Source organism: Actinoplanes sp. NPDC049802, from assembly GCF_040656595.1.
Taxonomy (GTDB): domain Bacteria; phylum Actinomycetota; class Actinomycetes; order Mycobacteriales; family Micromonosporaceae; genus Actinoplanes.
Map to the genome: position 1 here is coordinate 21,691 of NZ_JBFAMR010000015.1, position 24,555 is coordinate 46,245.

The window sequence follows — 24,555 nt, forward strand, 5'->3', positions numbered from 1 at the left end:
CAGGTAGATCCGCTTGTGCCGGTCGATCTGGTGACCGATTGGGACTAACATCCTCGCCGTCGATGGGGGATGCTCGGAGTCCGATGGCGGGCCCGACTCGCCCGGCGTCGGGCGGCATGGCGGTGCGGTCCGGCGATCTTCTCGAAGCGCGCATGTGGGGGCACATGAGCACGACGGACCTGCCCGGTTCGGGGTTGCTCGCCGGTCGGTACCGACTGGTCGAGCGCCTCGGTGCCGGCGGGATGTCAGTGGTTTGGCGAGGGTTCGACGAAGTCCTCGGGCGGCAGGTCGCGGTCAAGGTCCTACCGCCGTCGACGAGCGCCGACCCGTCGTTCCGGCGCAGGCTGCGCGCGGAGGCCCAGGCCGCCGCCCGGCTGACGCATCCCAACATCACCAATGTGTACGACTACGGCGAGGCCACCACGGTCGACGGCGAGCCGGTGCCCTATGTCGTGATGGAGCTCGTCGACGGCGAGTCCCTGGCGGCCGTCCTGGCCCGGGTGCGGTTGCTGAAGTGGCCGACCGCCCTGCGGATCTCCGCCGAGGTCGCGGCCGCGCTGGCGGCGGCCCACGCCCGGGGCATCGTGCACCGCGACGTCACCCCGGCGAACGTGATGCTCACCCCGAGCGGGGCCAAGGTCGTCGACTTCGGCATCTCGGCGCTGATCGGGGAGAACGACACCGACCCCGACGGCAGCCTGATGGGCACCCCGGCCTACCTGGCGCCCGAGCGCCTGGAGGGCGGCGTGGTCAGCCCGGCCACCGACGTGTACGCGGTCGGCCTGCTGATCTACCGGATGCTGATCGGCCAGCTGCCGTGGGACGTGGGCACCACCACCGCCCTGCTGCGGGCGCATCAGTACACCGAGCCCGACCCGTTGCCACCGGTCGAGGGCCTGCCTCCCACCGTGGAGGCGCTGATCGCCCGCTGCCTGGAGAAGCATCCGGGGGACCGGCCGTCCAGCGCCGAGCTGGCGCACGTGCTGGCCGGCGCGTCGGCCAGCGCCCCGATGGTCACCTCCGGCTTCGACGCCGGCTGGGACGAGGGCGAGGACACCTTCATCCTCCCGTCGGGGTACCCGTACTCCGGTTTCGGCCCGGCGGCCGCGGCGGCGGCTGCCGCGGCGGGCGAGGCGACCGACCCGGACAACCCGGGCCGCACGGTGCCGTCCGGGGCCACCGAGCCGTCGTCGGCGCCGTTCGAAAGGCTGCCCGCCCGCTCGTCGCCGCCGTTGCGGCCCGGGGCCGGCGGCCCACCGCCGCCCCCGCCGGACTTCCGCCCGCCCAACCGCACCCACGTCCGGGTGCGCCGGGTCGTGGTGGTGGCCGGCACGGTGGCCGTGCTGAGCGGCCTCACCTACGGCTGGACGGCGCTCGGCCAGTCCGAGAAGACTCCGGCGACCGCGTCGACGCCGCAGCCCACCGTGGTGCCCGCGTCCGGCGAGTGCGTGGTCAGCTACGCCGTCTGGTCGGACGCCGACGGGAGGTTCAAGGCCCAGGTGACGCTCGCCAACCGGGACGACACCCCGATCGACGAGTGGAACCTGTGGTTCCTCATGAACGGCGACCAGGTCCTCTCCGGCAACGGGAAGATCTCGCTCACGCAGAACGACCGCGAGGTGCGGGTCACCTCGAACACCGCGATCGCCCCGCAGCGCACCACCACGATGCAGATCACCGGGAGATACACCGAGAGCAACCTCGCGCCGATGGTGTTCAAACTCAACGACCAGACCTGCGAGACGTACGTGTCGTCCGAACCCGGCGAGCCGTCCCGTCCGGTGGAGATCCTCTCCGACGGCAATGCGCGCCTGGGCGACCGGACCACCTCGCCGGGCATCTCGATCGGCCCCAGCGGCAGCGTGCACATCACCACGACGCCGAAGCCGTCGCGGACGACGTCGAAGCCGACCGTCAAGCCCGTCCCGGGGACCACCACGTCGAAGACGGCGACACCGGGAGGCACCGGCCCGACGAACACCGTCGAGCCGTCGGTGCCGGCGTCCCAGGGCCCGTCGAACCCGGGCGGAGGCGTCGTCGACCCGACCGACCCGACCACGCCGCCGGCCCCGGGCAGCTCGCTCGACCAGGGTTGCGATTCGGCGGACCCGGATTGTGCCGGAGACGCCGCGGGCGAGTGACCGAAAGACGGGGCGTTCGGCCCGTTCGGCCCGGAAAACCACGGGCCGGCGGGCCGGCTGCCGCGTTACGGTGAACGCAGACCGACAGGCGCTTCTGCTCCGCTCCGGTGGTCCGGATTGCGGCACTTTGGCACGGCGTGGCTGCCGGCCCGTGTGACACCCGAGTGGATGACGGGCGAGAGCCCGGGTCCCGGCAACGTGGTGTCAGCCGAGTTCAAGCAGGTCGTCGACATCGGGGAGTTCGACAAATGATCAGCACAGTCAAGGATCTGGCCGCCGAGGCGTTGTTCGTCTCGTACCTGCAGCCGTCCGAGAGCCCCACCCGGGCATCCGTGGAGCAGGCGATCACCATGATGATCCTGCGGCACGGCAGTGACGGGTGTGCCGCCGGTGTGGCCACCGAGTTCGGCGACCACCCGGAGGCGGCGGTGCGGCGGATGGCGTGGGTGCACGCGGAGCTGGCCGAGGTGCTGGCGCCGCGCATGCCGGTGCTGCACTGACGTCCCCTGTTTCGTGAACCCGGCCGTGCCGACGGCCGGGTTCCGTGTTTGAACCTCGCCGGTCCGTGCTGGTCCCTACCGGCCTGAGGTTTTTCATGAAAAAACTCCACAAATGCAACCGAGTTCGGCCGCCACTGCACCTTGCGGCGGCCACTGTTCTCCTTGTCAGCCGGCTTCACCAGCCGGTTAGTACCAGCGAGGAGGACTACGTGACCGCCACGACCGAACTCCCCGCCACCATCGGCACCGCCCACGACGCGCCGTCGGCGCGCGACATCGAGGACCTGATCCGCGAGAACATGCCGATGGTTGGCCATCTGGTCCGGGAACTGCTCAACCGGGTACCCGGCCATGTCCACTCGGACGACCTCTCGTCCGCAGGCTTCGCGGCCCTGCTCGGTGCCGCACGCTCCTTCGACGTGACCCGCGGCATCCCCTTTCACCGCTTCGCCGCCGTCCGGATCCGGGGCGCCCTGCTCGACGAACTCCGCGGCCAGGACTGGGCCAGCCGATCGGTGCGGGCGCGGGCCCGGCGTGCCGCCGCCGCCCGTCAGGAACTCACCGCCGCGCTGGGCCGCACGCCCAGTGACGCCGAGGTCGCCGAGGTGCTCGGCATCGGCGTCTCCGAACTGGCCAGCGTCGAGGACGACGTGCAGAAGGCCTCGCTGCTCAGCCTTCAGGGTTTCCCCACCGGCGCGGCCGAGGAGATGGTTCCCGAGACGTCCGAAGGACCCGAGGACCTGCTGCTCAAACGGGAGCGCCTCGGGTACCTGCATCAGGCCATCCAGGCGCTGCCGGAGCGGCTCCGTCAGGTGGTGGAGGAGTCTTTCCTACAGGAGCAGCCGTTGAGCGAGGTGGCCGCCCGGCTCGGCGTCACCGAGTCGCGGATCTCCCAACTGCGTACCGAGGCGCTGCGGTTGCTGCGGGAGGGTCTCAACTCGTCGCTCGCGCCGGAGCTGCTCACCGTGGCGGCGGGCGGCCCACGGACGCGGAAGGGCTGCCTCCAGCGGCGGCGCACCGAGTACTTCGCCAAGGTGGCGCAGCAGGGGAGCCTGCACACCCGGCTGGCGCTGACCGACAGTCACGGCGTGCCGATCGCGGTCGCCGCCTGATCGCCACCGACGGGCGCGGAATCCGGCAGCGGCCGGAATTCGCGCCCGTTTCAATTCACATTTTTAATGATTTCCCGAACAGTAATCCGTGGCGGGCCGCGGCCGCCACGATCTGGGTGCGGGAGGCGGCGCCGAGAATCGTTCTGATCTCCGCGATCTCGCGCTGCACCGTGCGCTCACTGGCCAGTACCCGGCCGGCGATCCGGCGATCGGTGGCGCCCTCGCAGATCAGCAGCAATATCCGGCGCTGCCGGTCGGTCAGTGCCGGCGGCGTACCGGCTTCCCCGTTGCCGTACACGTGATCTCCCTGCTGACTGGCGTAAAGCATCGATGCCTGTCCATGGCTTGCGTCACTCTACGGCATCGCGGGCATCCGGCCGGAACGCGTTCGCCCGCGTTCACCCGATGCGGTGGCGGTATCCCGCCAATCTTCGGCGGACCTGTTGATCAGATCGCCGGCGTGATTCTAGTCTGGCCGCCGTCGATGTCTGTTCATCGCGTAACGGGGAGGTAATGTGCGCAAGGCGAAGATTTTTGCCGGCGCCGCCGTGCTCGCTCTCGGCGGTTCACTGGCGGTGGCCGCGCCGGCCGTCGCCTATGTCGACGGCGGCTACAGCGGCAGCAACGTCCGGATCCGTCAGACGCCGAACACCAGCGACACCCGGGTCCTCGGGCTCGGCCAGACCAGCCACACCGCCCGGCTGTGGTGCTTCACTCCCGGCAGCACGGTGAGCGGCGACCCGTGGTGGGACTACCACACCAACCGCAACACCGGAAAGGTCGGCTACAGCTCGGAGACGCTCCTCTGGGGGAACATCCAGACCGAGTGCTGACCCGGTGATCGAAAGCCGTGATGTGCCGCAGGGCCGACGCCCTGCGGCACATCCGCGTGCCCCGATCCCACCGCGACCGACAGGAGCCCCGACACCGTGAAGCAACACCAGTGGGTGGCCGGACTGGCCGCCCTGCTACTTCTCGCCGGATGCGGCGACGAAGCGTCAGGCGACGCCGCGAACGAGCCGCTCGTCCCGCCGAGCCTCGCACCCGCCTCCGCCCTGCCCGAGGTGTCCGACGGCGCGGCCCTCGAACTGCCGCTGGCCGCCTACCGCCACTCGGCCGAGCAGGCCACCGTCATCAGCCGGGCCGAAGGACTGATCATCCAGCAGTGCATGCGCCGGCTCGGGTTCGCCACCTGGCAGCCGCCGGCGCCCGCCCGGCAGGGCAGACTGTGGACCTCCGGACTGGACCTCGGCATCGTCGACATGGAACAGGCCACCCGGTACGGCTACCACTCGCCGGAATCCATCGCCGCCGACGCCGAGCGCCGCGGTGGCGCCACCCGGAAGGCCGACCACGCCGAACTGGCCGCGCTCACCGGCGACGACGAGTTCGGTGTGCCGCCCGGCAAGGACGTGCCGGCGGGCGGCTGCAGCGGCGAGGCGGCCCGCAAACTGCGCGAGGGCGGACCCGACGCCGACGTGGAACTGGACGGCCGGCTGTCCGAGCAGGCGGGCAAGGCCACCGCGGCCGACGAACGGGTGGTCACCGTGGTCGCCGCGTGGAGCGAGTGCATGGCGGCGGCCGGGCACCGGTACCGCACCCCCGCCGAGGCCGCCGGCCAGGAGTGGGCGCCCACCCCGACCGCCGCGGAACGCGCCATCGCCACGGCCGACGTGCGCTGCAAGGAACAGACCCGGCTGCCGCAGATCTGGTTCGGGGTGCAGGCCGGCTACGAGAACCAGCTGATCGCCCGGAACCGTGAGGCACTCGACGAGGTCCGCGCGCAGGTGGAGAACGAGGTCGAGCGGGCCGGTCAAGTGCTCGCCAACGGGGCGTGACCGTGCCGGACCGGGGAACGAGGGTGGCCGCCGCGCTGCTGCTGGCGGCCACCGCCATGAGCGCCTGCGCCCAGGACCGGCCCACGCCACCGGCCGGCGCCGGGCCGCTGCCGGACGACGTGCGGGCGGCGTACGACGGGTTCTGGGCGGCCTGGGTGGCGGCCCGCGAGACGTCCGATCCGGACCTGCCCGCCCTGGCCGAGCAGATCGCCGACCCGCTGCTCTCCACGGTGCGCGGCACCCTGGCCGCGGCCCGCGAACAGGACCGGGTCACCCGCGGGACGGTCGGGCACCGGATCGAGGAGATGACGCTGGACGGGGACGCCCGGCGCATCGTCGACTGTGTCGACATCGGACGATGGCGGCTGCACGCCGCGTCCACCGGCGAGCCGCTGCCGGGCCAACTCGGTGGTGAGCGTTCCCAGCTGACCGAGATCGTGCTCCGGCCCGTCGACGGCCGGTGGAAGGCGGCGAACATGTACATCCTGGCCGACCGGTGCTGATCCGCCGGAAGCGCGGCGGCGACGGGGAGGACGACGCCGAGGTGACCCGGCGGCTCGAAGTGCACACGGAAACCGGCCCGCAGGACGCGGGGGTGCGGCCGGCCCACCGCCGGCTGCTCTACGCCGTGCTGGCCGCGGTGCTGGTCACCGTGGGCGCGCTGGCCGTCGCCACCCGGCTCAAGTCTCCGGCCCAGGTGGCCGCCGAGACCGCGCCACCGCCGCCGTCGACACTCACCGAACCGGTCGAACGGCGCGTCCTGAACGCCTCGGTGGTGCTGCGCGGCAAGGTCGGCGCCGAGCAGTCGGTCGAGGTCCGGGCCCGGGGCGGGACCGAGGGGACACCCGTGGTCACCGCCCTGAAAGTGGGCTACGGCGCCGAGGTGACCTCCGCCCAGGTGCTCATGGAGATCTCCGGGCGGCCGGTGTTCGCACTGCCCGGCGCCACGCCGGCCTACCGGGACCTGCGGCCCGGCGCCACCGGCAAGGACGTCGCCCAGCTCCAGAAAGCCCTGACCAGGCTGGGGTTCGGCCGGGGCGGTGACGCCTGGGGGACCTACGGCCCCGGCACCAAGAACGCGGTACGCGAGTTCTACGAGTCCAAGGGCTACGAGCCGATGCCCGCCGGTCCCGACGACGAGACGCTGCTCCTCCAGGCCGAGACCGCGCTGACCGCCGCCGAACGGGCGCTGCGCGACGCCGAACTGGCACTCGAGGCGGCGCCCGCCGCGGGCAAGGCCACCGCCCGGATCGCCGTCGGCGACCGGCGGGAGGACCTCGCCCAGGCCCGGCGGGAACGCGGCCGGGTCACCCGGCGGACCGGGCCGATGATGCCGGCCGGTGAGATCGTCTACCTGCGGGGCTTCCCGGGACGGGTCGACAAGGTGTCCGCCTCGGTCGGCGCCCTGGCCGAGGACGCGCTGCTCACGGTGTCGGCGGGGCGGCTCGTCGTGAAAGGGCGGCTCACCGCGTACCAGAAGGATCTGATCCGGCCGGGGATGCCCGTGGAGATCCTCTCCGAGATCAGCGGGACCACCGCGAAGGCCAGTGTGAGGTCGGTGGCCGACACGCCGGCGCAGCCGGAGCAGGCCAGCGGCGACGCGGCCACCACGGACCCCACCCTGACCGGCTACGAGATGGTGGCCGTGCCCGGCGGCGCGCTCGACGCGAACCTCGCCGGCGAGGACGTCCGGCTCACCGTGACGGCCGCCTCCAGCGAGGGCGAGGTGCTGGTGGTGCCGCTCGCCGCGGTCTCGGCCGGCGCCGACGGCAAGACCTCGGTGACCGTCGTGGACGGCGCGGCCCGGCAGCGGATCGAAGTGGTGCCGGGACTGGTCGGCGACGGGTTCGTGCAGGTCACCCCGGTCGGTGGGGCGGCTCTGGAGCCGGGCGCACAGGTCCTGGTGGGTACGTGAGCGCCCCGGTGATCCGGTTCACCGGAGTGGGGCTCACCTATCCGGGCCCGCCACCGGTGCCCGCGCTGCGCCCCTGCGACCTGGTGATCGAACGCGGTGAGCTGGTCACCGTGGTCGGACCGTCCGGCTCCGGAAAGTCGACGTTCCTCAACGTGGCCGGGCTTCTCGACCGGCCCACCGAAGGACGGTACGAACTGGACGGCATCGACACCGGAATCCTGCGTGACCGGGAACGGACGTCGTTGCGCGGACGCCGGATCGGCTTCGTCTTCCAGTCCTTCCACCTGCTCGACAACCGCAGCGCCGAAGAGAACGTGATGCTGTCCATGCTCTACCACCGGGTGCCCGCCGCCGAACGCCGCAGCCGGGCCCGCGAAGCGCTCGGCCGGGTCGGGCTCGACCACCGGCGCACCGCGATGCCGCGCACCATGTCCGGCGGTGAACGGCAGCGGGTGGCCATCGCCCGCGCCCTGGTGACCCGGCCCAGCCTGCTGCTCTGCGACGAGCCGACCGGCGCGCTCGACACCGCCACCGCCGCGGGCGTGCTCGCGATGCTGGAGGAACTGCACGCCGGCGGACTCACCGTCGTGGTGATCACCCACGACCCGGCGGTCGCCGCGCGCGGGCGGCGGACCATCAGCATCCGCGACGGGGTCGCCGCATGACGGAGCGGATCGAACTGTCGGCGATCAGCCCACGGGACCTGATCGGCGAGGCACTGGCCGGCATCCTCCAACGGCCCGGCCGGTCCCTGCTCACCTGCCTCGGCACGGTCCTCGGCGTGGGCGCCTTCGTGGCCGTGCTCGGGCTGACCGCCACCGCCTCCGGGCAGATCGGCAGCCGGTTCAACGCGCTCGTCGCCACCGAGGTCACCGTCGAGGACTCCGGCAAGACCGACCCCGACCTGGTGCCCACCCCGTTTCCACCGGACGCGGACGCGCGGCTCGCCCGGGTCAACGGCGTGGTCGGCGGCGGCGTCTACTGGCCGGTGCCGGCCGCGGGCGCCCCGGTACGGGCGGCGCCGGTCGGGGACGCCGCCATGGGACGGAACATCCCGGTGATGGCCGTGACGCCGGGACTGTTCACCGCTGTCGCACCCAGGATGACCGCGGGGCGTACCTTCGACGCGTACCACGAGGGGGCCGGGGCGCAGGTCGCCGTGCTGGGCGCCGGAATCGCCCGGCAACTCGGCATCACCTCGCTCAGCACGCGTCCCGCGGTGTTCATCGGCGAGGTGCCGTACCGCGTGATCGGCATCGCCGACCAGGTGCGGCGGATGCCGGCCCTGCTGCTGACCGTGATGATCCCGTCCGGGTCGGCGCCGGTGATCGGCGCGGCCCCCGGCGACGAACGGCCGAAGATGCTCATCGCCACCGAACTCGGAGCGGCCCGGCAGGTCGCCGCCGAGGTGCCGCGGGCGCTGCGACCGGACGCACCGGACACGCTCACCGCCCTGCCCCCGCCCGATCCCCGGGAACTGCGCGACGAGGTGGACGGCGACCTCGGCAGCCTCTTTCTCATGCTGGCCGGGGTGTGCCTGGTCATCGGCGCGGTCGGCATCGCCAACACCACGCTCGTCGCCGTACTGGAACGGGTCGGGGAGATCGGCCTGCGACGGTCGGTCGGGGCCCGCGGCATCCACATCGCCGCACAGTTCCTGGCCGAGTCCGGGGTGCTCGGGGCCCTCGGCGGCCTGTTCGGGTGCAGCATCGGAGTGGTCGCGGTGGTGACGACCGCGGCGGTCAAAGGCTGGACGCCGATCGCCGAACCGTTGACGGTGGCACTCGCGCCGCTCATCGGGCTCGCGGCCGGGCTGCTGGCCGGAGCCTACCCGGCATACCGCGCGGCCCGGATCGAGCCGGTCGAGGCGCTGCGCCGCTGAACGATCAGGACCACGGTGAGGGGCTCGGGCCCGTGAGCTGCCCGGCCCTCGTCGCGTGCTGATCCCGTCCGGTTCGGTTCACGCTGTACGTGGCGTCGGCCCGCGTCGCGCGCTGATCCTGGTTCGTCCGGCTCGGCCCGCGTCGCGCGCTGATCCTGGTCTTCCGGTTCGGCTCACGCCGTGAGTGGCGCCGGGCCGCAGAACGGGTCGAGGGCCGCCCGCACCTCGCGGATGTCGGCGCCCACCGCGGTGGCCAGCACGCCCGGGCCGGCCAGCGGCATCACCGCGGCGTTCGGGCCGCCCGATCCGGGCCGCGGCAAGCCGGAACCGGCGGCGACCAGCGTGCCCACCGCCCGGCCACCGCCCAGCACCGCGGCGCCGTCCCAGCCCGCGGCGTTCGGGCCGACCGCCAGTTCGTGCCGGTAGAGGGTGACGCCCGCATACCGGACCGTGGTGTCCGCGCGAACCGATCCGGACGGCTCGCCGTGCCGCCCGCAGACCAGGTCGTCGCGCCACAGCAGCGTGCCGCCCTCGGCCACCTCGACCCGGGTCACCGTGATGTGGTCGCAGCCGGCCGCCGCGATCAGCGGTTCCGGCAGCCAGCGCAGCGTGCCCCCGGCCGCGACCGTCGCGGTGATCGTCAGACGGGACGGCGGACCGGGCCGGCCCGGAAGCGCGAGCGAGGCCGCCACACTGAGCATCTCCAGCGTGGCGCCCGGCCCCACCTCGATGTCCAGCCGCGACTCGTCGCCGCGCAGCGGACCGGCCGCACCGCCGACGAGGTGCACCGTCAGGCCGCCGGTTCCCCGCGGGCCGGTGCGGCGCAGCAGCAGCGGGGACTCGCCGCGCAGCACGGCGAGCCGTGTGCCGCCGCGCCCGTCCGCCTCGGCGACCACGGCCGCCCGCGCCCGCATGAAGCGCCCGGCGGCCTCCGTCCGGGTCTCCGTCCGGGTCTCCGTCCGGGTCTCCGTCCGGCTGTCCGGCAGGGTCTCCGTCCGGGTCTCGGGCAGGGTCTCCGTCCGGGCCTCCGGCTCGGCGAGGTCAGGCACCGGCGACGGTGGTACGGGCGGCGACCAGGGCACGGATCCAATCGGCGACCGGGGTGGCCTGCTTGTCCTCGGCCAGCGACAGGAAGACGGTCGGCAGCTCGTGGCGGCGGGCCTTGGCGTCCCGGTCCATCACCGACAGATCAGCACCGACCAGCGGGGCCAGATCGGTCTTGTTGATGACCAGGAGATCGGCGGTGGTCACACCCGGGCCGCCCTTGCGGGGCACCTTGTCGCCGCCGGCCACGTCGACCACGAAGATCTGCCGGTCGATCAGGCCCTTGCTGAACGTGGCCGTGAGGTTGTCACCGCCGCTCTCCACCAGGACAAGATCCAGCGGGCCGAGCGCGGTCTCCAGGTCCTCGACGGCGTCCAGGTTGGCGGAGATGTCGTCACGGATGGCGGTGTGCGGACAACAGCCGGTCTCCACGGCGCGGATCCGTTCCGCCGGGAGCACCCCGTTGCGCAGCAGGAAGTCCGCGTCCTCGGTGGTGTAGATGTCATTGGTCACGACGGCCAGCCGCAACTCCGTGCCGAGCGCCCGGCACAGCGCCGCGACCAGGGCGGTCTTGCCCGATCCGACCGGGCCGCCGATGCCGACACGCAGCGCGCGGGCGCCTGTGTGCAGCGGCTCGTGCGGATCCACCCCCGGGTCCGGGTGAGTGTGCGGGACCTCGTCGGGGCCGTGTTCGTGCGGTTCCGGATGCATGTTCCTTCTCCAGGTCCAGGTTGCGATGAGACGCCGGCCGGCTGCCGGCGCTGTCTCAGCGGGTGTGAGGCATCTCTGACGGCCGGCGGGGGGTGGGGCAGCGCTCACGGCCGGCCGAAGGACGGGTTCAGGATGCGAAGAGACGCACCTCCCAGGTGGCGTGGTGCTCGGCACCGATGTCGAGCAGGGGAGCGCCCGCGGCCGGCAGATCGTCCACCGGGTCGCCGGACCGTTGCGCGGCCACGGCCGCGATCCGGTCGCACTCGGGGGCGAGCCGCGCCAGGAGCGCGTGCACCGCGTACGGATCGAGACCGAGAAGCCGGACCGCCGCGCTGGCCGAACCGGTGACCATGCCGTGCGCCGTCGCGATCGCGGCGTCCCCGGGCGTCAGCCCGGCAGCCGAGGCCAGCGCGCCGAGAGCGACCGGCTGATGCGGTTCCCGCGACGGCAGCGCGGACAGGCGCCACATGGCCCGCCCGGCACGCAGCAGCGCACGCCCTTGGGCCCGGGACGCCTTCCGCAGCGCGGGCGACGGCGTCCGGGCGTCGAGCCCGGCGTCCAGTTCGGCGGCCCGCCCGACGTCGGCGCAGGCCGCCGCCGCGAACGCCGCCGACACCAGCCCGCTGGTCGCCAGCTTTCCGCGCAGGAACCCGTCGAGCCCGCCGATGTCGCGCACCCGGCCGGCCGCGATCTGCGGTTCGAGCCCGCCGGAGTGCGCGTGCCCACCGGACGGCAGCCGCCCGTCGGCGAGCAGCAGCAGAGTGGCCAGGCTCATGCCGCACCCGTACGCGTCGAGGGCTCGAACACGTGGCGTGACCGGCCCATCAGAACAGGAAGTAGCGCTGGGCCATCGGCAGCTCGTCGACCGGGTCCGGTTCGATGACCAGGCCGTCGATGCGTACCTCGAAGGTGTCCGCGCTGACCTCGATCCGCGGCATGGCGTCGTTGAGCGGCATGTCGGCCTTGCCCACCGACCGGGTGTCCGCGACCGGGACGAGCGCCCGCTTGACCCCGATCCGGTCGGACAGCAGCGCGTCGATGGCGGCCGGGGCGACGAACGCGAGCGACGTCTGCGCCGGAACCACGCCGTAGGCGCCGAACATCGGCCGGGGCAGCATCGGCTGCGGGGTGGGGATGGAGGCGTTGGCGTCGCCCATCTGCGCGTACGCGATCATGCCGCCTTTGAGGACGAGCGCCGGCCGTACCCCGAAGAAGGCCGGATCCCAGAGGACCAGGTCGGCCAGTTTGCCGGGCTCGACCGAGCCGATCTGGGCGGCCATGCCGTGCGCGACGGCCGGGCAGATCGTGTATTTCGCCACGTAGCGCTTGGCGCGCTGGTTGTCCGCGGCGCCGTCGCCGGGCAGTGCGCCGACGCGCGCCTTCATCACGTGCGCGGTCTGCCAGGTACGCATGACGACCTCACCCACCCGCCCCATGGCCTGCGAGTCCGACCCGATCATCGAGATGGCGCCGAGGTCGTGCAGGTAGTCCTCGGCGGCCATGGTGGACGGCCGGATCCGGCTCTCGGCGAAGGCCAGGTCCTCCGGCACGGCCGAGTTCAGGTGGTGGCAGACCATCAGCATGTCGAGGTGTTCGCTGAGCGTGTTGCGGGTGTAGGGCCGGGTCGGGTTGGTCGACGACGGCAGCACGTTGGGGTGCGACGCCACGGTGATGATGTCCGGGGCGTGCCCGCCTCCGGCGCCTTCGGTGTGATAGGCGTGGATGGATCGCCCGGCGATGGCGCGCAGCGTCTCCTCGACGAAGCCGGCTTCGTTCAGCGTGTCGGTGTGGATGGCCACCTGTACGCCGGAGGCGTCGGCCACACCCAGGCAGGCGTCGATGGCGGCCGGGGTGGTGCCCCAGTCCTCGTGCAGTTTGAAGCCGCCCGCTCCGCCGCGCAGTTGTTCCCACATCGACTCGGCGGACATCGTGTTGCCCTTGCCGAGCAGCAGCACGTTGATCGGCCAGGTGTCGAGGGATTCGAGCATCCGGGCGAGGTGCCAGGCGTTGGGCGTGACGGTGGTGGCCTTGGTGCCCTCGGCCGGGCCGGTGCCGCCGCCGATGATCGTGGTGATGCCGGCGGCGAGCGCGGTGTCCAGGATCGTCGGGCTGATCAGGTGCACGTGGCTGTCGATCGCGCCGGCCGTGAGGATCTTGCCGTTGCCGGCGATGATCTCGGTGCCCGCGCCGATGACGAGGCCGGGGTGCACGCCGTCCATGGTGTCGGGGTTGCCGGCTTTGCCGATGGCGACGATCCGGCCGTCGCGGATGCCGACGTCGGCTTTGACGATGCCCCAGTGGTCGAGCACCACGACGCCGGTGATGACGGTGTCCGGGGTGCCTTCGGCGCGGGTGGCGCGGGACTGGCCCATCGACTCGCGGATCACCTTGCCGCCGCCGAAGACGACCTCGTCGCCGGGTCGCGGACCGGCGCTGCGGTCCTCCTCGATCTCGATCAGCAGGTTGGTGTCGGCGAGCCGGATGCGGTCGCCGGCGGTGGGTCCGTAGAGGGCGGCGTACCGGCCGCGGTCCAGAAAGCTCACCGCGGGCTCCCGTTGTGCTCGCCGTCGCCGGTGTCCTCGTCGAGGGAGCCGGCCGGCTCGATGTCGGTGGGGTCGGGTTCGAGGGCGGGTGACGGCTGGTCGAGCGGTCCGCCGGCGAGGCCGCGCAGGCCGGGCACGACGCGGCCACCGGCGAGCGCCACGAGGGTGATGTCGCGGGGGATGCCGGGCTCGAACCGGACGGACGTGCCGGCCGGGACGGCGAGCCGGTGTCCCCAGGCGGCGGCGCGGTCGAACTCGAGGGCCGCGTTGGACTCGGCGAAGTGGAAGTGCGAGCCGACCTGGACGGGCCGGTCACCGGTGTTGCGGACGGTCATCGCCACGGTGGGGCGCCCGGCGTTGATCTCGATGTCGCCCTCGCCGTGGAGGACCTCGCCGGGGATCATGCGATCGGCCCGTGCACGGTGACGAGCTTGGTGCCGTCCGGGAAGGTGGCCTCCACCTGCACCTCGGCGATCATCTCGGGGACGCCGTCGAGGACGTCGTCGCGGGTGAGCACCCGGCGGCCGGAATCCATCAGCTCGGCGACGGTCCGCCCGTCCCGGGCGCCTTCCAGGAGGAAGGCGGTGATGACGGCCATGGCCTCCGGATAGTTGAGCCGAAGGCCCCGCTCGCGGCGTCGCTGGGCGACTTCGGCCGCGACGTGGATGAGCAGTCGTTCCTGCTCGTGCTGGCTGAGGAACAAGGGAACCTCCTGTTAGCGCCCCGAAATGCTCGCAGGTGGAAGTTTCGGACGTGTGAAGCTAGGAGGATCAAAACACGGAACGGCCACGCCTCACCGTGCTTCCGCGCGGTGACGTGGCCGTTTCCGGCTCTTCTGGCGGGGGTTACCTCGGCAACCTGGCGCCGAGCAGCGGGGCCAGCATCGACGCGTACCCGGTGGTGATGTGGTCGTCGTCGCGCCACACCAGGAGGTTGCCGACGACGGTGGGGCAGTCCTCGGCGGTGCAGAACCAGGAGGTCGGATCGACCACCTGGACGCCGTTGGCCTTGGCGGCCCGTTCGACGATCGCCTGCCGGCCCGGCAGTTGCACGGCCGTGCCGGCGGCGGCGACGCACTTGGCGATCTTCCGGGAGTGCTCGGCGAGGCATTCCGGGGCGTCGTGCCCGGGCCACGGGGTGTCCCGGATCTGCACGAGCCTCGTCTTCGGACCCTTGATCGTGCGGAAGGTGGCCGCCCACCCGTCCGCCCAGAGCTGGTCGGCTCCGGAGGTCACCCGGTGGCCGCTCTCGTCGAGCAGCGGGTTGCCGTCGTTGCCGCTCGACGAGATCACCACGAGGTACGGCCTGGTCTGCTTGATCTCGGCGAGCACCTGCCGGCGCCAGACCGGGCACTCGGTGTACGCGCGTTTGAGGGCGGTGCTGAAGGTGTGGACGGTGGCGGCGTGGCAGGCGCTCTTGGTGCGGACCATCAGCTTCCAGCCGCGCTCCCCGGCGATCGCCTCCATCGCCGGGTACCAGTGCGCGGCGTGCGAGTCGCCGAGCAGGTAGACGGTCCGCTTGCCGGCCGGGTCGCCGAACGCGCACGGCCCGGGTGCCGTCGTCTCCAGGTATTCGAGGTGACAGTTGGTGGCGTAGTAGGTCGGTTTGTCCTTGCGTGCGCTCTGCACTCGGGGCGTGGTGTTGGACGGCAGCTTCCCGGTGTCCACCGACGCGGCGATGATGCGCCGCAGCTCGGACTCCGGGTCGGCGGCGGCCGCCACGCTCTGTGCCGTGTCGACGGCCGGTGCGCCCTTGGCGAGCTGCGGCGGTTTCATGGCGCCGGCCTGGGCGACGAGGGCGGCCAGCGAGGACAGGGCGAGGCCGACGGCGAGGCCGCGCCGGGACCGGGCCTTCACCCAGGAGTGGTTGCGGGCCGGGTTCTCGACCAGGTGGTAGGAGCCGATCGCGAGGATCAGCGCGCCGGCCGACAGGCCGAGGTTGAGCGGGATGTTCGGTTCGGCGTCCAGCATGTGCGGGACGATCATCAGCACCGGCCAGTGCCACAGATACCAGCTGTAGGAGTACTTGCCGATCTGCTGGAACGGCCAGGTGCCGAGGAGTGTCACGGCGCCGCCGCGCGGTGCGGAGCAGCCGCCCGCGATGATCGCGGCGGCGCCGAGCACGGGCAGGGCGGCGGCCGATCCGGGGAACGGTGTCGCCTCGTCGTAGAGGAACGCCGAGATCAGCACGGCGGTCAGTCCCGCCCAGGTCAGGGCGGCGGCGAAGGTGCGGGGCAGGCCGGCGAGCCGGGCCGCGCCGACCGCGACGAGCGCGCCCACGGCGAGTTCCCAGGCGCGGGTGTGCGCCCCGAAGTAGGCCCACGGGGCGGACGACGCGGTCTGCGTGATGCTCACCGTGAGCGAGGCGGCGACGACCAGGACGAGGGTGACGATCACGGGGGTACGCCGTTTGCCCCACGCCAGCGCGAAGATCAGCAGGAGCAGCGGCCAGACCAGGTAGAACTGTTCCTCGACGGCGAGTGACCAGAAGTGCTGGAGCGGGGAGGGCTCGGCGTCGGCGTTCATGTACTGGACGCCCTCGTTCGCGAGCCGCCAGTTGATGCCGTAGAAGGTCGCGTGGATCGCGTCCGAGGCGATCGACTTGAACCGGGTGGCCGGCATCCACAGCCAGCTCGCCGTCACGGTGACCAGGAGCACCACTGTGGAGGCGGGCAGCAGCCGGGTGGCCCGGCGGGCGTAGAAGGTGGCCAGCGAGATCCGGCCGGTCCGGGTCAGCTCCTTGAGCAGCAGCGTGGTGATCAGGAAGCCGGAGATCACGAAGAACACGTCGACGCCGACGTAGCCGCCGGCCAGTCCCGCGATCCCCGCGTGTGACAGCACCACCAGGGTGACCGCCACGGCACGCATGCCCTCGATGTCCGGCCGGAAACCCGGATGTGGTGGAGCGATCTCGGCCGGAGACGATGGAGGGCGGGCACTGTGGAGTTGCGTGTCGAGCGAAACCGACATGTCCCACCTAAGCCTGTTAAAGGGCGACGGCACCTATCTGCATTCGGTGGCCGATCGTACCTATGAGTACATTGGTGATCCACAGCCGGTTACTCGCTTCCTCATGGCCGAGAAGGCTCACGAGCGTGCGGCGACCCCGTCGATCAGCAACTCCACTGCCAGCGCGAACCCGGCGTCCTCCGCCTCGCCGGCCCCGACGAGCCGGCTCATCATGCCGTTGACCTCGGTGTGCAGAAGGCCGCCGACGAGCACCGCCGGCACCGCGCCGGTCCGCTCGACATCACTCTCCCGGAGTCCCGCGTCGCGCACGACGGCACACAGCGAACGCCACATCGGCCCGTCGCGCTGGATGAAGTCGTCCGCCGCGAAGGCGTACCGGATCAGGTCGCGATGGGCGAGGCTGAACGCCCGGAACTCGTACGCCAGCCGGCGCAACTGCTCCTGCCACGTCCCCTCGATGACCGTGATGTCCCGCGCCGGCAGGACGTCTTCGCCTGATCGGGGTCGTCTCAGCTGGGTTGTACGGCCAGCCGAACAACCTGCCGATATCCGGACAGGCCGGCTTCGTCCCTCAGCCGGCTTCGGTCGAAGGGTCGGCCGGGGGCGGGCTGGGGGAGTCGCCGGAAGGCTCATCGGCGGACGGTTCGGACGAAACGCTGTCCGATGGTGAGGCCGAGGTCCGGGCCGGCGAACGTGGACGGGTCGCCGGAGGGCTGCGGCGGGTGGCGGAGGCGGAGGCGGACTGGCTCCGAGACGGGCTCGGCACGCCGGCCGGGCTCGGCGGGGTGGCCGGGGACGACACCGGAGCCGACGGCGTCCCACGGAACCAGCCGAGAAGATCGGCCGCGGTGAACGTCGCCAGCAAGACGGCCAGCGCCGACAGGACCAGCGTCAGGACCGGCAGCCAGCGGGACGGGCCGTCGGGGAAGTCGTCCGCCGGCGGCTGATCGGGAACGGTCGCCGGCAGGCGGCGCGGGATCGGGGCGGTGACCGATTCGGTGGCCAGCAGAGCAGCCCGGACCGCCGAATCGCCGCCGGCCGCGTCCGTCGCGGCGATCGCCATCGCGGCGGCGGACGGGGCACGGGCACCCGGATCCTTCGCGAGAGCCCGCTCCACCAGCGCACGGACCGGCGCCGGGATCGCCGCCGGCAGCGGGCGTGGCTCCTCGTCGACGTGCCGCAGCGCGATCGTCACGGCGTCGCCGCCGGTGAACGGGGGAGCACCGGTCAGGCAGTGGTAGGCGACGGCGCCCAAGGCGTACAGGTCGGCGGCCGGGCCCACGGCCCGCTTGGACACCTGCTCGGGCGCCATGTAACACGCCGTGCCCACGACGTTGCGGGCGCCGGTCAACGTCTCCGACGCGGCCGACCGGGCCACCCCGAAATCGACCAGCACCACGTTGCCGTCCGGCTCGATGATCAGATTTCCGGGAGTGACGTCGCGGTGCACGATGCCCGCCTGATGCGCGGCATGCAGAGCCCGGGCCGCTTGTGCCACCACGGCCATGGTCTCGGCGGGGGAGAGCCGACCGCGTTCGCCCAGCCGCTGATCCAGCGACTGGCCGTCGATGCGGGCCATCACGAGGAAGGCGCCCTCGCCGGTGCTGCCGAAGTCGTACACCGCGGCGACGCCCGGATGCCGCAGGGCGGCCATCACCCGCGCCTCGTGCTCGAAACGCCGCCGGAAACTCGACTCCCCGGCCGTGCCCGCCTGCAGCACCTTCACCGCGACCGGACGGTCCAGCACGGTGTCGGTGGCCCGCCAGACCTCGCCCATGCCACCGGCGGCGATCCGGTCCTCCAACCGGTATCGTCCGCCGAGCGACTCCCCCGGTCCGGGCATGGATTCATCTTCTATGATCGATGCCCGTTCGGCACGCGGATCGGGAAGCGGCCCGCTGGGAGCGGCTCCGGTGTCACCGGGCACCGGATGGAGACGTGGCTGTCACCCGTCAGATCATCGGGCGGGCGTTCTCGTCGCGGAGTCTCCATCATCGTCACTTCCGCTGACCTGGCTGAACGTAGGCGATCATGCATCGGTCGAGCCGGTTCGGTCATCTGCGAACCGGGTCATTCCGGGCGGGGATGTCAGGGACCCGTGTAGAGAACGGCGTCGATCTCGATGTCGAAGCCCACCAGCGGTACGGGCAGGGTCGTGCGCACGGGCCGGTGCTCGCCCTTGACATACTCCTGGTAGATCTCGTTCATCTCCGCGAAGTCGCCGAAGTCGCGTAGGTAGACGCCCACCCGCACGGCGTCGTCCAGACTCGCACCGGCCGCCTCGGCGACCGCCGCCAGGTTACGGAAGGCCGCGTGCGCCTGCTCGGCGAAGCTGCCGGTCACCCGGGTGCCGTCCGGCAGCGCCGGGATCGCCCCGGCCAGGTAGATGGTGTCGCCGGCGACGACGGCATGCGAATACGGGCCACCGGCCGGCGCCGCCTTGTCGGTCATCAGAGCGCGCTTGGGCATCAGGAACTGCTTCCTGTTCATTGCTCATTGCTGAGCAGATCGGATATTTCGCTCTCCGCCATCGAGAACGGTGGCTGGAGTCCTGGGCCGGGCAGTCCGGTCCGGCGGCGATCGGCCCGTTCCAGCAGGATCTGCTTCACCCGTTGGTACGGGGTGTGCAGGGTGATGTCGGGATCACCGAGTCTCTGCCGGACGTTGATCGCACCCGCATGGTCTGCGTGCCACACGACCCTGCACCGGGTGCAGTGAAGCCGATCCCCGCTGCGCCGGCCGAAGCCATTGCAGCAGGGGGCGACTTGCGACGTATAGGCCGCGTTGACCAGCGTGAGCGCAGAACCTCTGCGCTCCGACACGTTCTTGAGGGCCTCGGCGGTGACCCCTTTGGTCCACGCGGCGAGGCGACGGTTGGTGTTCTTGCCGAGCGGCTTGCGCCCGGCGAAGCTTTTGGTGAGGTCCTCGGCCACTACGACGGCGGCCCTGTCGACTACCCGGTGTACGGCCGTGAAGGTCTCGGTGCGGACGATGGCTTCCCACCGCGTCCGGCGGCGTTCCCGCTTGACCGTGCCCAGGTTGTGGCGGTGGATCCGGTCGGCTTTGGCGTGGTTGCCGCGTTGGCGGGCGTTGTCGGCGATCGAGCGCAGCTTGGCGCGAGCGCGGCCCCTGGCCTTGCGGTGATCCGACTCGGCGGTGAGCAGCGCGCCTAGTCGGGTGCCGTGGTGGTTGCCGTCGCAGTCGGTCAGGACCTCGGTGTAGCCCTTGTCGACCCCCACTGTCGCGGTGCCGGCCGGATACTGGCTGGTCTTCATGGTCGCCGCGTCGATCTGGTAGTGGACCTCGACCCGGTTGTCACGCAGGATCAGCCGCAGTGTGCCAGTCGGGGCGACCGTGGTGTTCAGCGGAATCTTCACGAGCTGACGGCGTTCCAGGCCGGGCACGGCCAGCCACAGCCGGCCACGGTCGTCGGCTCGGGTGTTGTGCTGGTCGGCGCGGACGACGATCTGGTTGTGGGTGCGGTTCTTGCCGCGCTTGCAGTGCTTGCGCATCTGCCGGGCCAGGTATGGATCTGCGGCCCAACGGTCGGCCTTCAGCTCGGTGTAGAGCCGTTTTTGCTCGTCCGGGTCGGCGGTGTGCCGGCGGACCGCCCGCTTCACATCCGCCTTTGCCGACGCGGCGTTGGCGGCGATGTCAGCCATCGCGTCCCGGACGGTTTCTTTCCATGCGTTGGCCAGCACGTTGAGCTGCCGGTGGGTGCCGTCGGCCAGCCAGGCGTCACGGACCTGCCGGTCCTTGACCCCAGCCCCGGCCACCGATCCGTAGCGCTGCCACACCTCCGACCGGACCCGGCCCAGTCGGGCGGCCTGCTCGGACAGGGCGGCATACTTGCCCGCGTTGAGGCGGTGCGAGTAGGCGATACGGGTGACCTTCACAGCCCGGCCTGCCGTTCTGCGGCCTGCCGGCGGGCCTCGTCCGCCAGGGCCGGGTAGGCGCCTGCGATGGCCGCGTACACCCGCTCACGGATGGCGTCGGTCGCCGCATCCCGCCCCACTCGGGCGTAGAGGTCGCTCAGCGCGGCGTCGTAGATCGTCCGGGCGTGCCGCAGGTAGTTGACCATCCAGCGGCGCAGGGTGGCCTGGTCCACGCCGTCCAAATCGGCCGGGTCGACGTCGTAGCCGCGACTCTCGGCCCACTCACGGTTGACCCTGTTGCGGTGCTCGACGGCCCGCTCGGCGAGGGTCTCGGGGTGCATGACCGGCACCCGGATGTTGAGCGCGGCGACCTCGGCGAGCAGGGCTGCCCGCTTGGTCTCGGCGACGGCCTTGCCACGGGCGGAGCGCTCCACGGCCTTCGCTCGCCACTGCTGCCACTGTTCGGTGTTCTCGGCCGCGACCGCGCGGGCCAGGCTAAACAGCCGCATCGGCGCGGCAGAGCGGTACATCGGGTTGGGGGCGGTGCGGTCCGGGTCGCCCAGGAACCGGCGGATCGCGGCGGGTGTCCATCCGCGTTCGGCCAGTTTGCCGGTGCTGACGCAGTCGTCGGTGCGGCTGGCGGCGGTCATTGGGCACCACCAGCCAGTTCGTCCTTGAGTGTCTTCTCGTAGCGGCGCAGCCCGTACAGCCGGCAGGAGAAGGTGTGCACGATGGCCAGCAGGTCTTCGACCAGCTCCCGCTGCGGGGACAGCGACTCCTGGTTTGCCACGATGATCTCGCAGCCGTTGTGTGCGGCGACGTGCTCCAGGTAGTCGAACCCGAACCCGAACCTGGCCAGCCGGTCCTTGTGCGCCACGACCAGGACGCCGATGTCGCCGGTCTCGATGGCGTCCATCACCGTGAGGAACTTCTTGCGGCGCAGGTCCATCCCGCCGCCGATCTCGTTGACCCACTCATCCACCGCGAGACCCCGGGCCAGGCAGAACTGCTCCATCGAAGTGACCTGCGAGGCAAGGTCGTCCTTCTGCCCCGGCGACGACACCCGGCAGTAGACGACGGTGCGCCGGGTCGCGGCTTCGAACCCCGGCTGGAGCACGGCGCGGACGTCGGAGTCGTCGAAGTACCGCTGCCCCGAAGGGGTGCGTTCGACGGAGATCCGCCCCTCCAACTCCCACCTGCGGACGGTGCTCACGGAACGGCCGATGCGTTTCGGAAAATGAAGCACTAGTCACACCTCCTCGGTTTCGGTCTCGGGAACTGGTCGGCCAACCCGTCCACGTCGACGAGCGGCGTGGTGAGCAGGGCGCGGATGTCGTGATCGCGGCGGGCCAGGGCGGCACGCTGCGCTTCGGTCAGCGGGATCCACGGTGCGGGCGGGGCCGGCAGCCTCGGTGGGAGCGGCCGGCCGTCCACAAAGGTGGCGACGTTGATCAAGCGGACCGGGGAGGTCCGGACCTGACGGTGCGCGTCGGAGACCGGGAACGGCTCCTCCCGTACCTCGAAGATCGCGAAGTCGGCCGGAGCGCCCACCGTGAGGGACCCGCCCGGCAGGCCCAGAGCCCGCGCGGGATGCGTGGTCGCCGCGGCGACCACCTGGGGCAGCGTCATCCCGGCGGCGAGCAGTTTCGCCATGGTGGTCGGCAGGTCGAAGGCCGGGCCGTGCAGGGACCGGGCGTGCAGGTCGGTGGAGACGGTGAACGGGCGCAACCCGGCCTCCAACTGGGCCTCCAGCACGTCGAAGGCGAACCCGCCGGAGCCGTGACCGATGTCCAGCAGCACGCCACGCTGGGCGGCGGCCCGGACCGCCGGGCCCAGCGGCGCGGCGATGCCGCTGGCGCAGTGCGTCACGATGTCGCCGGGGCGCAGCAGGTCGAGCACCTCGTCCAGTGCGGGCGGGGACGTGCCGATGTGGACCATCACGGGAACCCGGCAGGCCTCCCCGACCGCGAGTCCGCGGCGTAGCGGCTCCACCCCGTTGTCGCCCACGGTCCCGGCGTCGATGCGGACCTTCACCCCGAACAGCAGGTCGCGGTTGGCCTGGATCGTGTCGATCGCCAGGGCGGTGTCGCAGTTTGCCAGGTCACGGCACTCACCGGTGCGCCCGGCTAGACCGACCGCGGAGATGTTGAGCAGCGCCGGGATCCGCACGGCGGCCGCCTCGGCGGTGCGGCGCAGGCCGGCGAGCGTGAACGCTCCGGCCGAACCCGCGTCGACCCACGTGGTGACGCCGGAGCACCAGGCGACGGCATCCGGGTCGATCGCCCAGTAGCCCGGCCCGACGTGCGTGTGCAGGTCGATCAGGCCGGGTGTCACCAGCTGCCCGGTCACGTCGATGACGCGGTGCGCGTCACGGGAGAGGCCCGTCCCGGTCTGCGCGATCCGCCCGCCGCGGATCCCGATCTCCTCGTCGCCGCCGGTCAGCAGCAGATCGAACGTCATCCGCCACCGCCCACCGGCCGGGCGGCCGCGGCCTCGGCTCCGTTTTCGGCCTCGGCTCCGACTCCAACTCCGGCATCGGTCTGGGCTCCGGCTCCGGCCTGGGCTCCGGCTCCGGTCTGGGCTCCGGCTCCGGCCTCGGCTTTGGCCTTGGGTTCGGCCCTGGTTCCGGCCTCAGGTGTGGCCTTGGGTGTGATCGGGGTGTGCTCAGACAGGGGAGTGGGGCGCGCCGCGGTGAGCGCCGCCGTGATCGCCAGGCGGTAGAGACGTGCGGGGCGGCCCTTGTGATGTGGCTGGGTGCTGCCTTCCGCGGCGACCAGGCCCGCCTCGGTGAGTTTGCGGATGAGGCGCCGGCCGCTCGGGTCGGTGATGCCGAGCGCCTCCGCCACCTCGCCGGGGGACACCGGCCGGCCGGCGAGGGAACGCTCGAGCGCGGCGAGCCGGGACAGTGTGGCCGGGCTCAGGCCGGCCCGGCCGGCCAGCTCCTCCAGGCCGCCGTGCTGACGGTAGGTGTAGGTGAGCGGTGGCCCGGCTGCGCCGCCCATCGGGCCGATCATCACGCCGTCGTCGGTGATCAGGTAGGCGGCGGGTGTGCCGTCGCGCTCGGCCCGGTCGGCGGCCTGCTCGGCGAGGGACACGCTCTGCCGGGCCGAGGGGCCGATGCCGAACCCGGCGAACGCGCCCACCGGCTGCTCCGCCCGGGCGGTGGCGTCGTGCCAGGAGACCGGCGCGGTCACCCAATGCCCGGTGATCCGCTCGAAGACGGCGGCCGGGGCCAAGGCCACCACCTCCCGCGTGCCGTGCTCCTCGATCCAGGCGTCGCCCAGCTCGGGGATCTCGGACAGGGCGCGGCGCAGGGCGGCACGCGCGCCCGTCTCCGGGGAGCGGAAGACGGCGGCCGCGAACCGTTGCTCGTCGGCTCGCCGGCGGCGGACGCGGAGCGCCAGCTCGTGCAGGTCGGCGCGGATCGTGCCGGGCGTGGCCAGCGCGTGCAGGACGGCGGCCCGGCCGTCGAGGGCGGCGGCGACCCCGGTCCGCACGGTGATCACGTAGCCCGCTCCGGTCCTGGCCAGGTGATCGCGGTGGAACGCCACCACCTCGGTGAGCGACTGCTCCGGGTCGAACGGCAGCGTGGCGATGGCGGCGCGGTCGAGATCCAGCGCCGCGGCGACCTCGTCGACCGTCTCGGTGGCGAACGTGTCGATGCTGACCGGGGTGGCCGGCCAGCCGTTGCCGCGGGCCCGGGCCCAGGCCAGGGCCAGATCGAGCGCGGCCGACCGGGTGACCGCGACGGGCAGCCCGGCGGGGATCAGATCACGGGCCCGCGACCAGGGGACGAGGCCGAGCAGCAGGCCGTCGAGACCGCCGGCGGCCAGTGACTCGCCGACCCGGTCGCGGATCTGCTCCTCGCGCTCGTAGACCGTCCAGGAGAAGGAGACGCCGGTGAGCGTGCGCGCCGCCTCCGCGAAACGCTCACGGTGGCCGGCATGCACCACCAAACCGATGATCATCGCGTCACCTCTCGCGGTCGGAAGCTCTTGTGGTTCGTATGTGGTGCGTATTAGCGT

The 24,555-nt window shown here is 72.2% G+C and carries 25 protein-coding genes; 9 read left to right on the forward strand and 16 right to left on the reverse strand.

Annotated elements, in window-relative coordinates:
• Positions 1 to 164 precede the first annotated feature (164 nt).
• The 3 genes from AB0I88_RS13345 to AB0I88_RS13355 all read left to right on the forward strand — a co-directional run bounded on the left by AB0I88_RS13345 (position 165) and on the right by AB0I88_RS13355 (position 3,753).
• Positions 165 to 2,141, forward strand: a complete 1,977-nt coding sequence (locus AB0I88_RS13345) for a serine/threonine-protein kinase (RefSeq protein WP_361022403.1) — start codon at positions 165 to 167, stop codon at positions 2,139 to 2,141.
• A gap of 248 nt (positions 2,142 to 2,389) precedes the next feature.
• The gene (locus tag AB0I88_RS13350; protein WP_361022406.1) at positions 2,390 to 2,641 is read left to right on the forward strand and encodes a hypothetical protein; all 252 of its coding nucleotides are present in this window, start codon (positions 2,390 to 2,392) and stop codon (positions 2,639 to 2,641) included.
• Positions 2,642 to 2,850: 209 nt separating this feature from the next.
• Positions 2,851 to 3,753 (forward strand): sigma-70 family RNA polymerase sigma factor, encoded by a 903-nt coding sequence (locus AB0I88_RS13355; protein ID WP_361022409.1) that lies wholly within the window; start codon positions 2,851 to 2,853, stop codon positions 3,751 to 3,753.
• Positions 3,754 to 3,808: 55 nt separating this feature from the next.
• On the opposite strand, the gene AB0I88_RS13360 is transcribed toward AB0I88_RS13355, so the two are convergent.
• Complete coding sequence (locus AB0I88_RS13360; RefSeq protein ID WP_361022412.1) at positions 3,809 to 4,081, reverse strand: helix-turn-helix transcriptional regulator; 273 nt, start codon at positions 4,079 to 4,081, stop codon at positions 3,809 to 3,811.
• Positions 4,082 to 4,268: 187 nt separating this feature from the next.
• Between AB0I88_RS13360 and AB0I88_RS13365 the strand changes: the two genes are divergently transcribed.
• The 6 genes from AB0I88_RS13365 to AB0I88_RS13390 all read left to right on the forward strand — a co-directional run bounded on the left by AB0I88_RS13365 (position 4,269) and on the right by AB0I88_RS13390 (position 9,388).
• On the forward strand, positions 4,269 to 4,586 hold the full coding sequence (locus AB0I88_RS13365; RefSeq protein WP_361022415.1) for a hypothetical protein: 318 nt from the start codon (positions 4,269 to 4,271) through the stop codon (positions 4,584 to 4,586).
• Between the two features lie 96 nt (positions 4,587 to 4,682).
• Positions 4,683 to 5,591, forward strand: coding sequence for a hypothetical protein (locus AB0I88_RS13370; protein WP_361022418.1), 909 nt, complete (start codon positions 4,683 to 4,685; stop codon positions 5,589 to 5,591).
• A gap of 23 nt (positions 5,592 to 5,614) precedes the next feature.
• Positions 5,615 to 6,094: a hypothetical protein gene (locus AB0I88_RS13375; protein WP_361022421.1), complete on the forward strand. Its 480-nt coding sequence runs from the start codon at positions 5,615 to 5,617 to the stop codon at positions 6,092 to 6,094.
• Entirely contained in the window at positions 6,088 to 7,506 is a 1,419-nt protein-coding gene (locus tag AB0I88_RS13380) for a peptidoglycan-binding domain-containing protein (protein ID WP_361022424.1), read from the forward strand. Before AB0I88_RS13375 ends, AB0I88_RS13380 begins: the two co-directional genes overlap by 7 nt.
• Complete coding sequence (locus tag AB0I88_RS13385) at positions 7,503 to 8,171, forward strand: ABC transporter ATP-binding protein (RefSeq protein ID WP_361022426.1); 669 nt, start codon at positions 7,503 to 7,505, stop codon at positions 8,169 to 8,171. The genes AB0I88_RS13380 and AB0I88_RS13385 overlap by 4 nt, the downstream gene beginning before the upstream one ends.
• Positions 8,168 to 9,388 (forward strand): ABC transporter permease, encoded by a 1,221-nt coding sequence (locus AB0I88_RS13390; protein WP_361022429.1) that lies wholly within the window; start codon positions 8,168 to 8,170, stop codon positions 9,386 to 9,388. Before AB0I88_RS13385 ends, AB0I88_RS13390 begins: the two co-directional genes overlap by 4 nt.
• Positions 9,389 to 9,561: 173 nt before the next feature.
• Here the strand turns inward: AB0I88_RS13390 and AB0I88_RS13395 are convergent, their stop codons facing one another.
• The 15 genes from AB0I88_RS13395 to AB0I88_RS13465 form a co-directional block, all read right to left on the reverse strand.
• Positions 9,562 to 10,437: an urease accessory protein UreD gene (locus AB0I88_RS13395; protein ID WP_361022432.1), complete on the reverse strand. Its 876-nt coding sequence runs from the start codon at positions 10,435 to 10,437 to the stop codon at positions 9,562 to 9,564.
• Positions 10,430 to 11,143, reverse strand: coding sequence for an urease accessory protein UreG (gene ureG, locus AB0I88_RS13400; protein ID WP_361022435.1), 714 nt, complete (start codon positions 11,141 to 11,143; stop codon positions 10,430 to 10,432). The genes AB0I88_RS13395 and ureG overlap by 8 nt, the downstream gene beginning before the upstream one ends.
• Before the next feature lie 127 nt (positions 11,144 to 11,270).
• Complete coding sequence (locus AB0I88_RS13405) at positions 11,271 to 11,918, reverse strand: urease accessory UreF family protein (RefSeq protein ID WP_361022438.1); 648 nt, start codon at positions 11,916 to 11,918, stop codon at positions 11,271 to 11,273.
• Positions 11,919 to 11,967: 49 nt separating this feature from the next.
• Positions 11,968 to 13,686 (reverse strand): urease subunit alpha, encoded by a 1,719-nt coding sequence (locus tag AB0I88_RS13410; protein WP_361022441.1) that lies wholly within the window; start codon positions 13,684 to 13,686, stop codon positions 11,968 to 11,970.
• Positions 13,683 to 14,090 (reverse strand): urease subunit beta, encoded by a 408-nt coding sequence (locus AB0I88_RS13415; protein WP_361022444.1) that lies wholly within the window; start codon positions 14,088 to 14,090, stop codon positions 13,683 to 13,685. The genes AB0I88_RS13410 and AB0I88_RS13415 overlap by 4 nt, the downstream gene beginning before the upstream one ends.
• A complete protein-coding gene (locus AB0I88_RS13420; RefSeq protein WP_361022447.1) occupies positions 14,087 to 14,389 on the reverse strand; it encodes an urease subunit gamma in 303 nt (100 codons plus the stop codon). The genes AB0I88_RS13415 and AB0I88_RS13420 overlap by 4 nt, the downstream gene beginning before the upstream one ends.
• Positions 14,390 to 14,531: 142 nt before the next feature.
• Positions 14,532 to 16,655 carry an acyltransferase family protein gene (locus AB0I88_RS13425; protein ID WP_361022450.1) on the reverse strand — a complete coding sequence of 708 codons (2,124 nt, stop codon included), beginning with the start codon at positions 16,653 to 16,655 and terminating at the stop codon, positions 14,532 to 14,534.
• 117 nt (positions 16,656 to 16,772) lie between these two features.
• A complete protein-coding gene (locus AB0I88_RS13430; protein WP_361022453.1) occupies positions 16,773 to 17,288 on the reverse strand; it encodes a TetR/AcrR family transcriptional regulator C-terminal domain-containing protein in 516 nt (171 codons plus the stop codon).
• Positions 17,227 to 18,498, reverse strand: coding sequence for a protein kinase (locus tag AB0I88_RS13435; protein ID WP_361022456.1), 1,272 nt, complete (start codon positions 18,496 to 18,498; stop codon positions 17,227 to 17,229). Before AB0I88_RS13435 ends, AB0I88_RS13430 begins: the two co-directional genes overlap by 62 nt.
• Before the next feature lie 245 nt (positions 18,499 to 18,743).
• Positions 18,744 to 19,124: a RidA family protein gene (locus AB0I88_RS13440; protein ID WP_361022458.1), complete on the reverse strand. Its 381-nt coding sequence runs from the start codon at positions 19,122 to 19,124 to the stop codon at positions 18,744 to 18,746.
• 17 nt (positions 19,125 to 19,141) lie between these two features.
• Entirely contained in the window at positions 19,142 to 20,551 is a 1,410-nt protein-coding gene (locus AB0I88_RS13445; protein ID WP_361022460.1) for a transposase, read from the reverse strand.
• A complete protein-coding gene (locus AB0I88_RS13450; RefSeq protein WP_361022463.1) occupies positions 20,548 to 21,180 on the reverse strand; it encodes a hypothetical protein in 633 nt (210 codons plus the stop codon). Before AB0I88_RS13450 ends, AB0I88_RS13445 begins: the two co-directional genes overlap by 4 nt.
• Positions 21,177 to 21,776: an IS607 family transposase gene (locus AB0I88_RS13455; RefSeq protein ID WP_361022466.1), complete on the reverse strand. Its 600-nt coding sequence runs from the start codon at positions 21,774 to 21,776 to the stop codon at positions 21,177 to 21,179. The genes AB0I88_RS13450 and AB0I88_RS13455 overlap by 4 nt, the downstream gene beginning before the upstream one ends.
• Positions 21,776 to 22,990, reverse strand: a complete 1,215-nt coding sequence (locus AB0I88_RS13460; RefSeq protein WP_361022467.1) for an amidohydrolase/deacetylase family metallohydrolase — start codon at positions 22,988 to 22,990, stop codon at positions 21,776 to 21,778. Before AB0I88_RS13460 ends, AB0I88_RS13455 begins: the two co-directional genes overlap by 1 nt.
• Positions 22,987 to 24,498, reverse strand: coding sequence for a helix-turn-helix domain-containing protein (locus tag AB0I88_RS13465; RefSeq protein ID WP_361022470.1), 1,512 nt, complete (start codon positions 24,496 to 24,498; stop codon positions 22,987 to 22,989). Before AB0I88_RS13465 ends, AB0I88_RS13460 begins: the two co-directional genes overlap by 4 nt.
• Between the last annotated feature and the right edge of the window lie 57 nt (positions 24,499 to 24,555).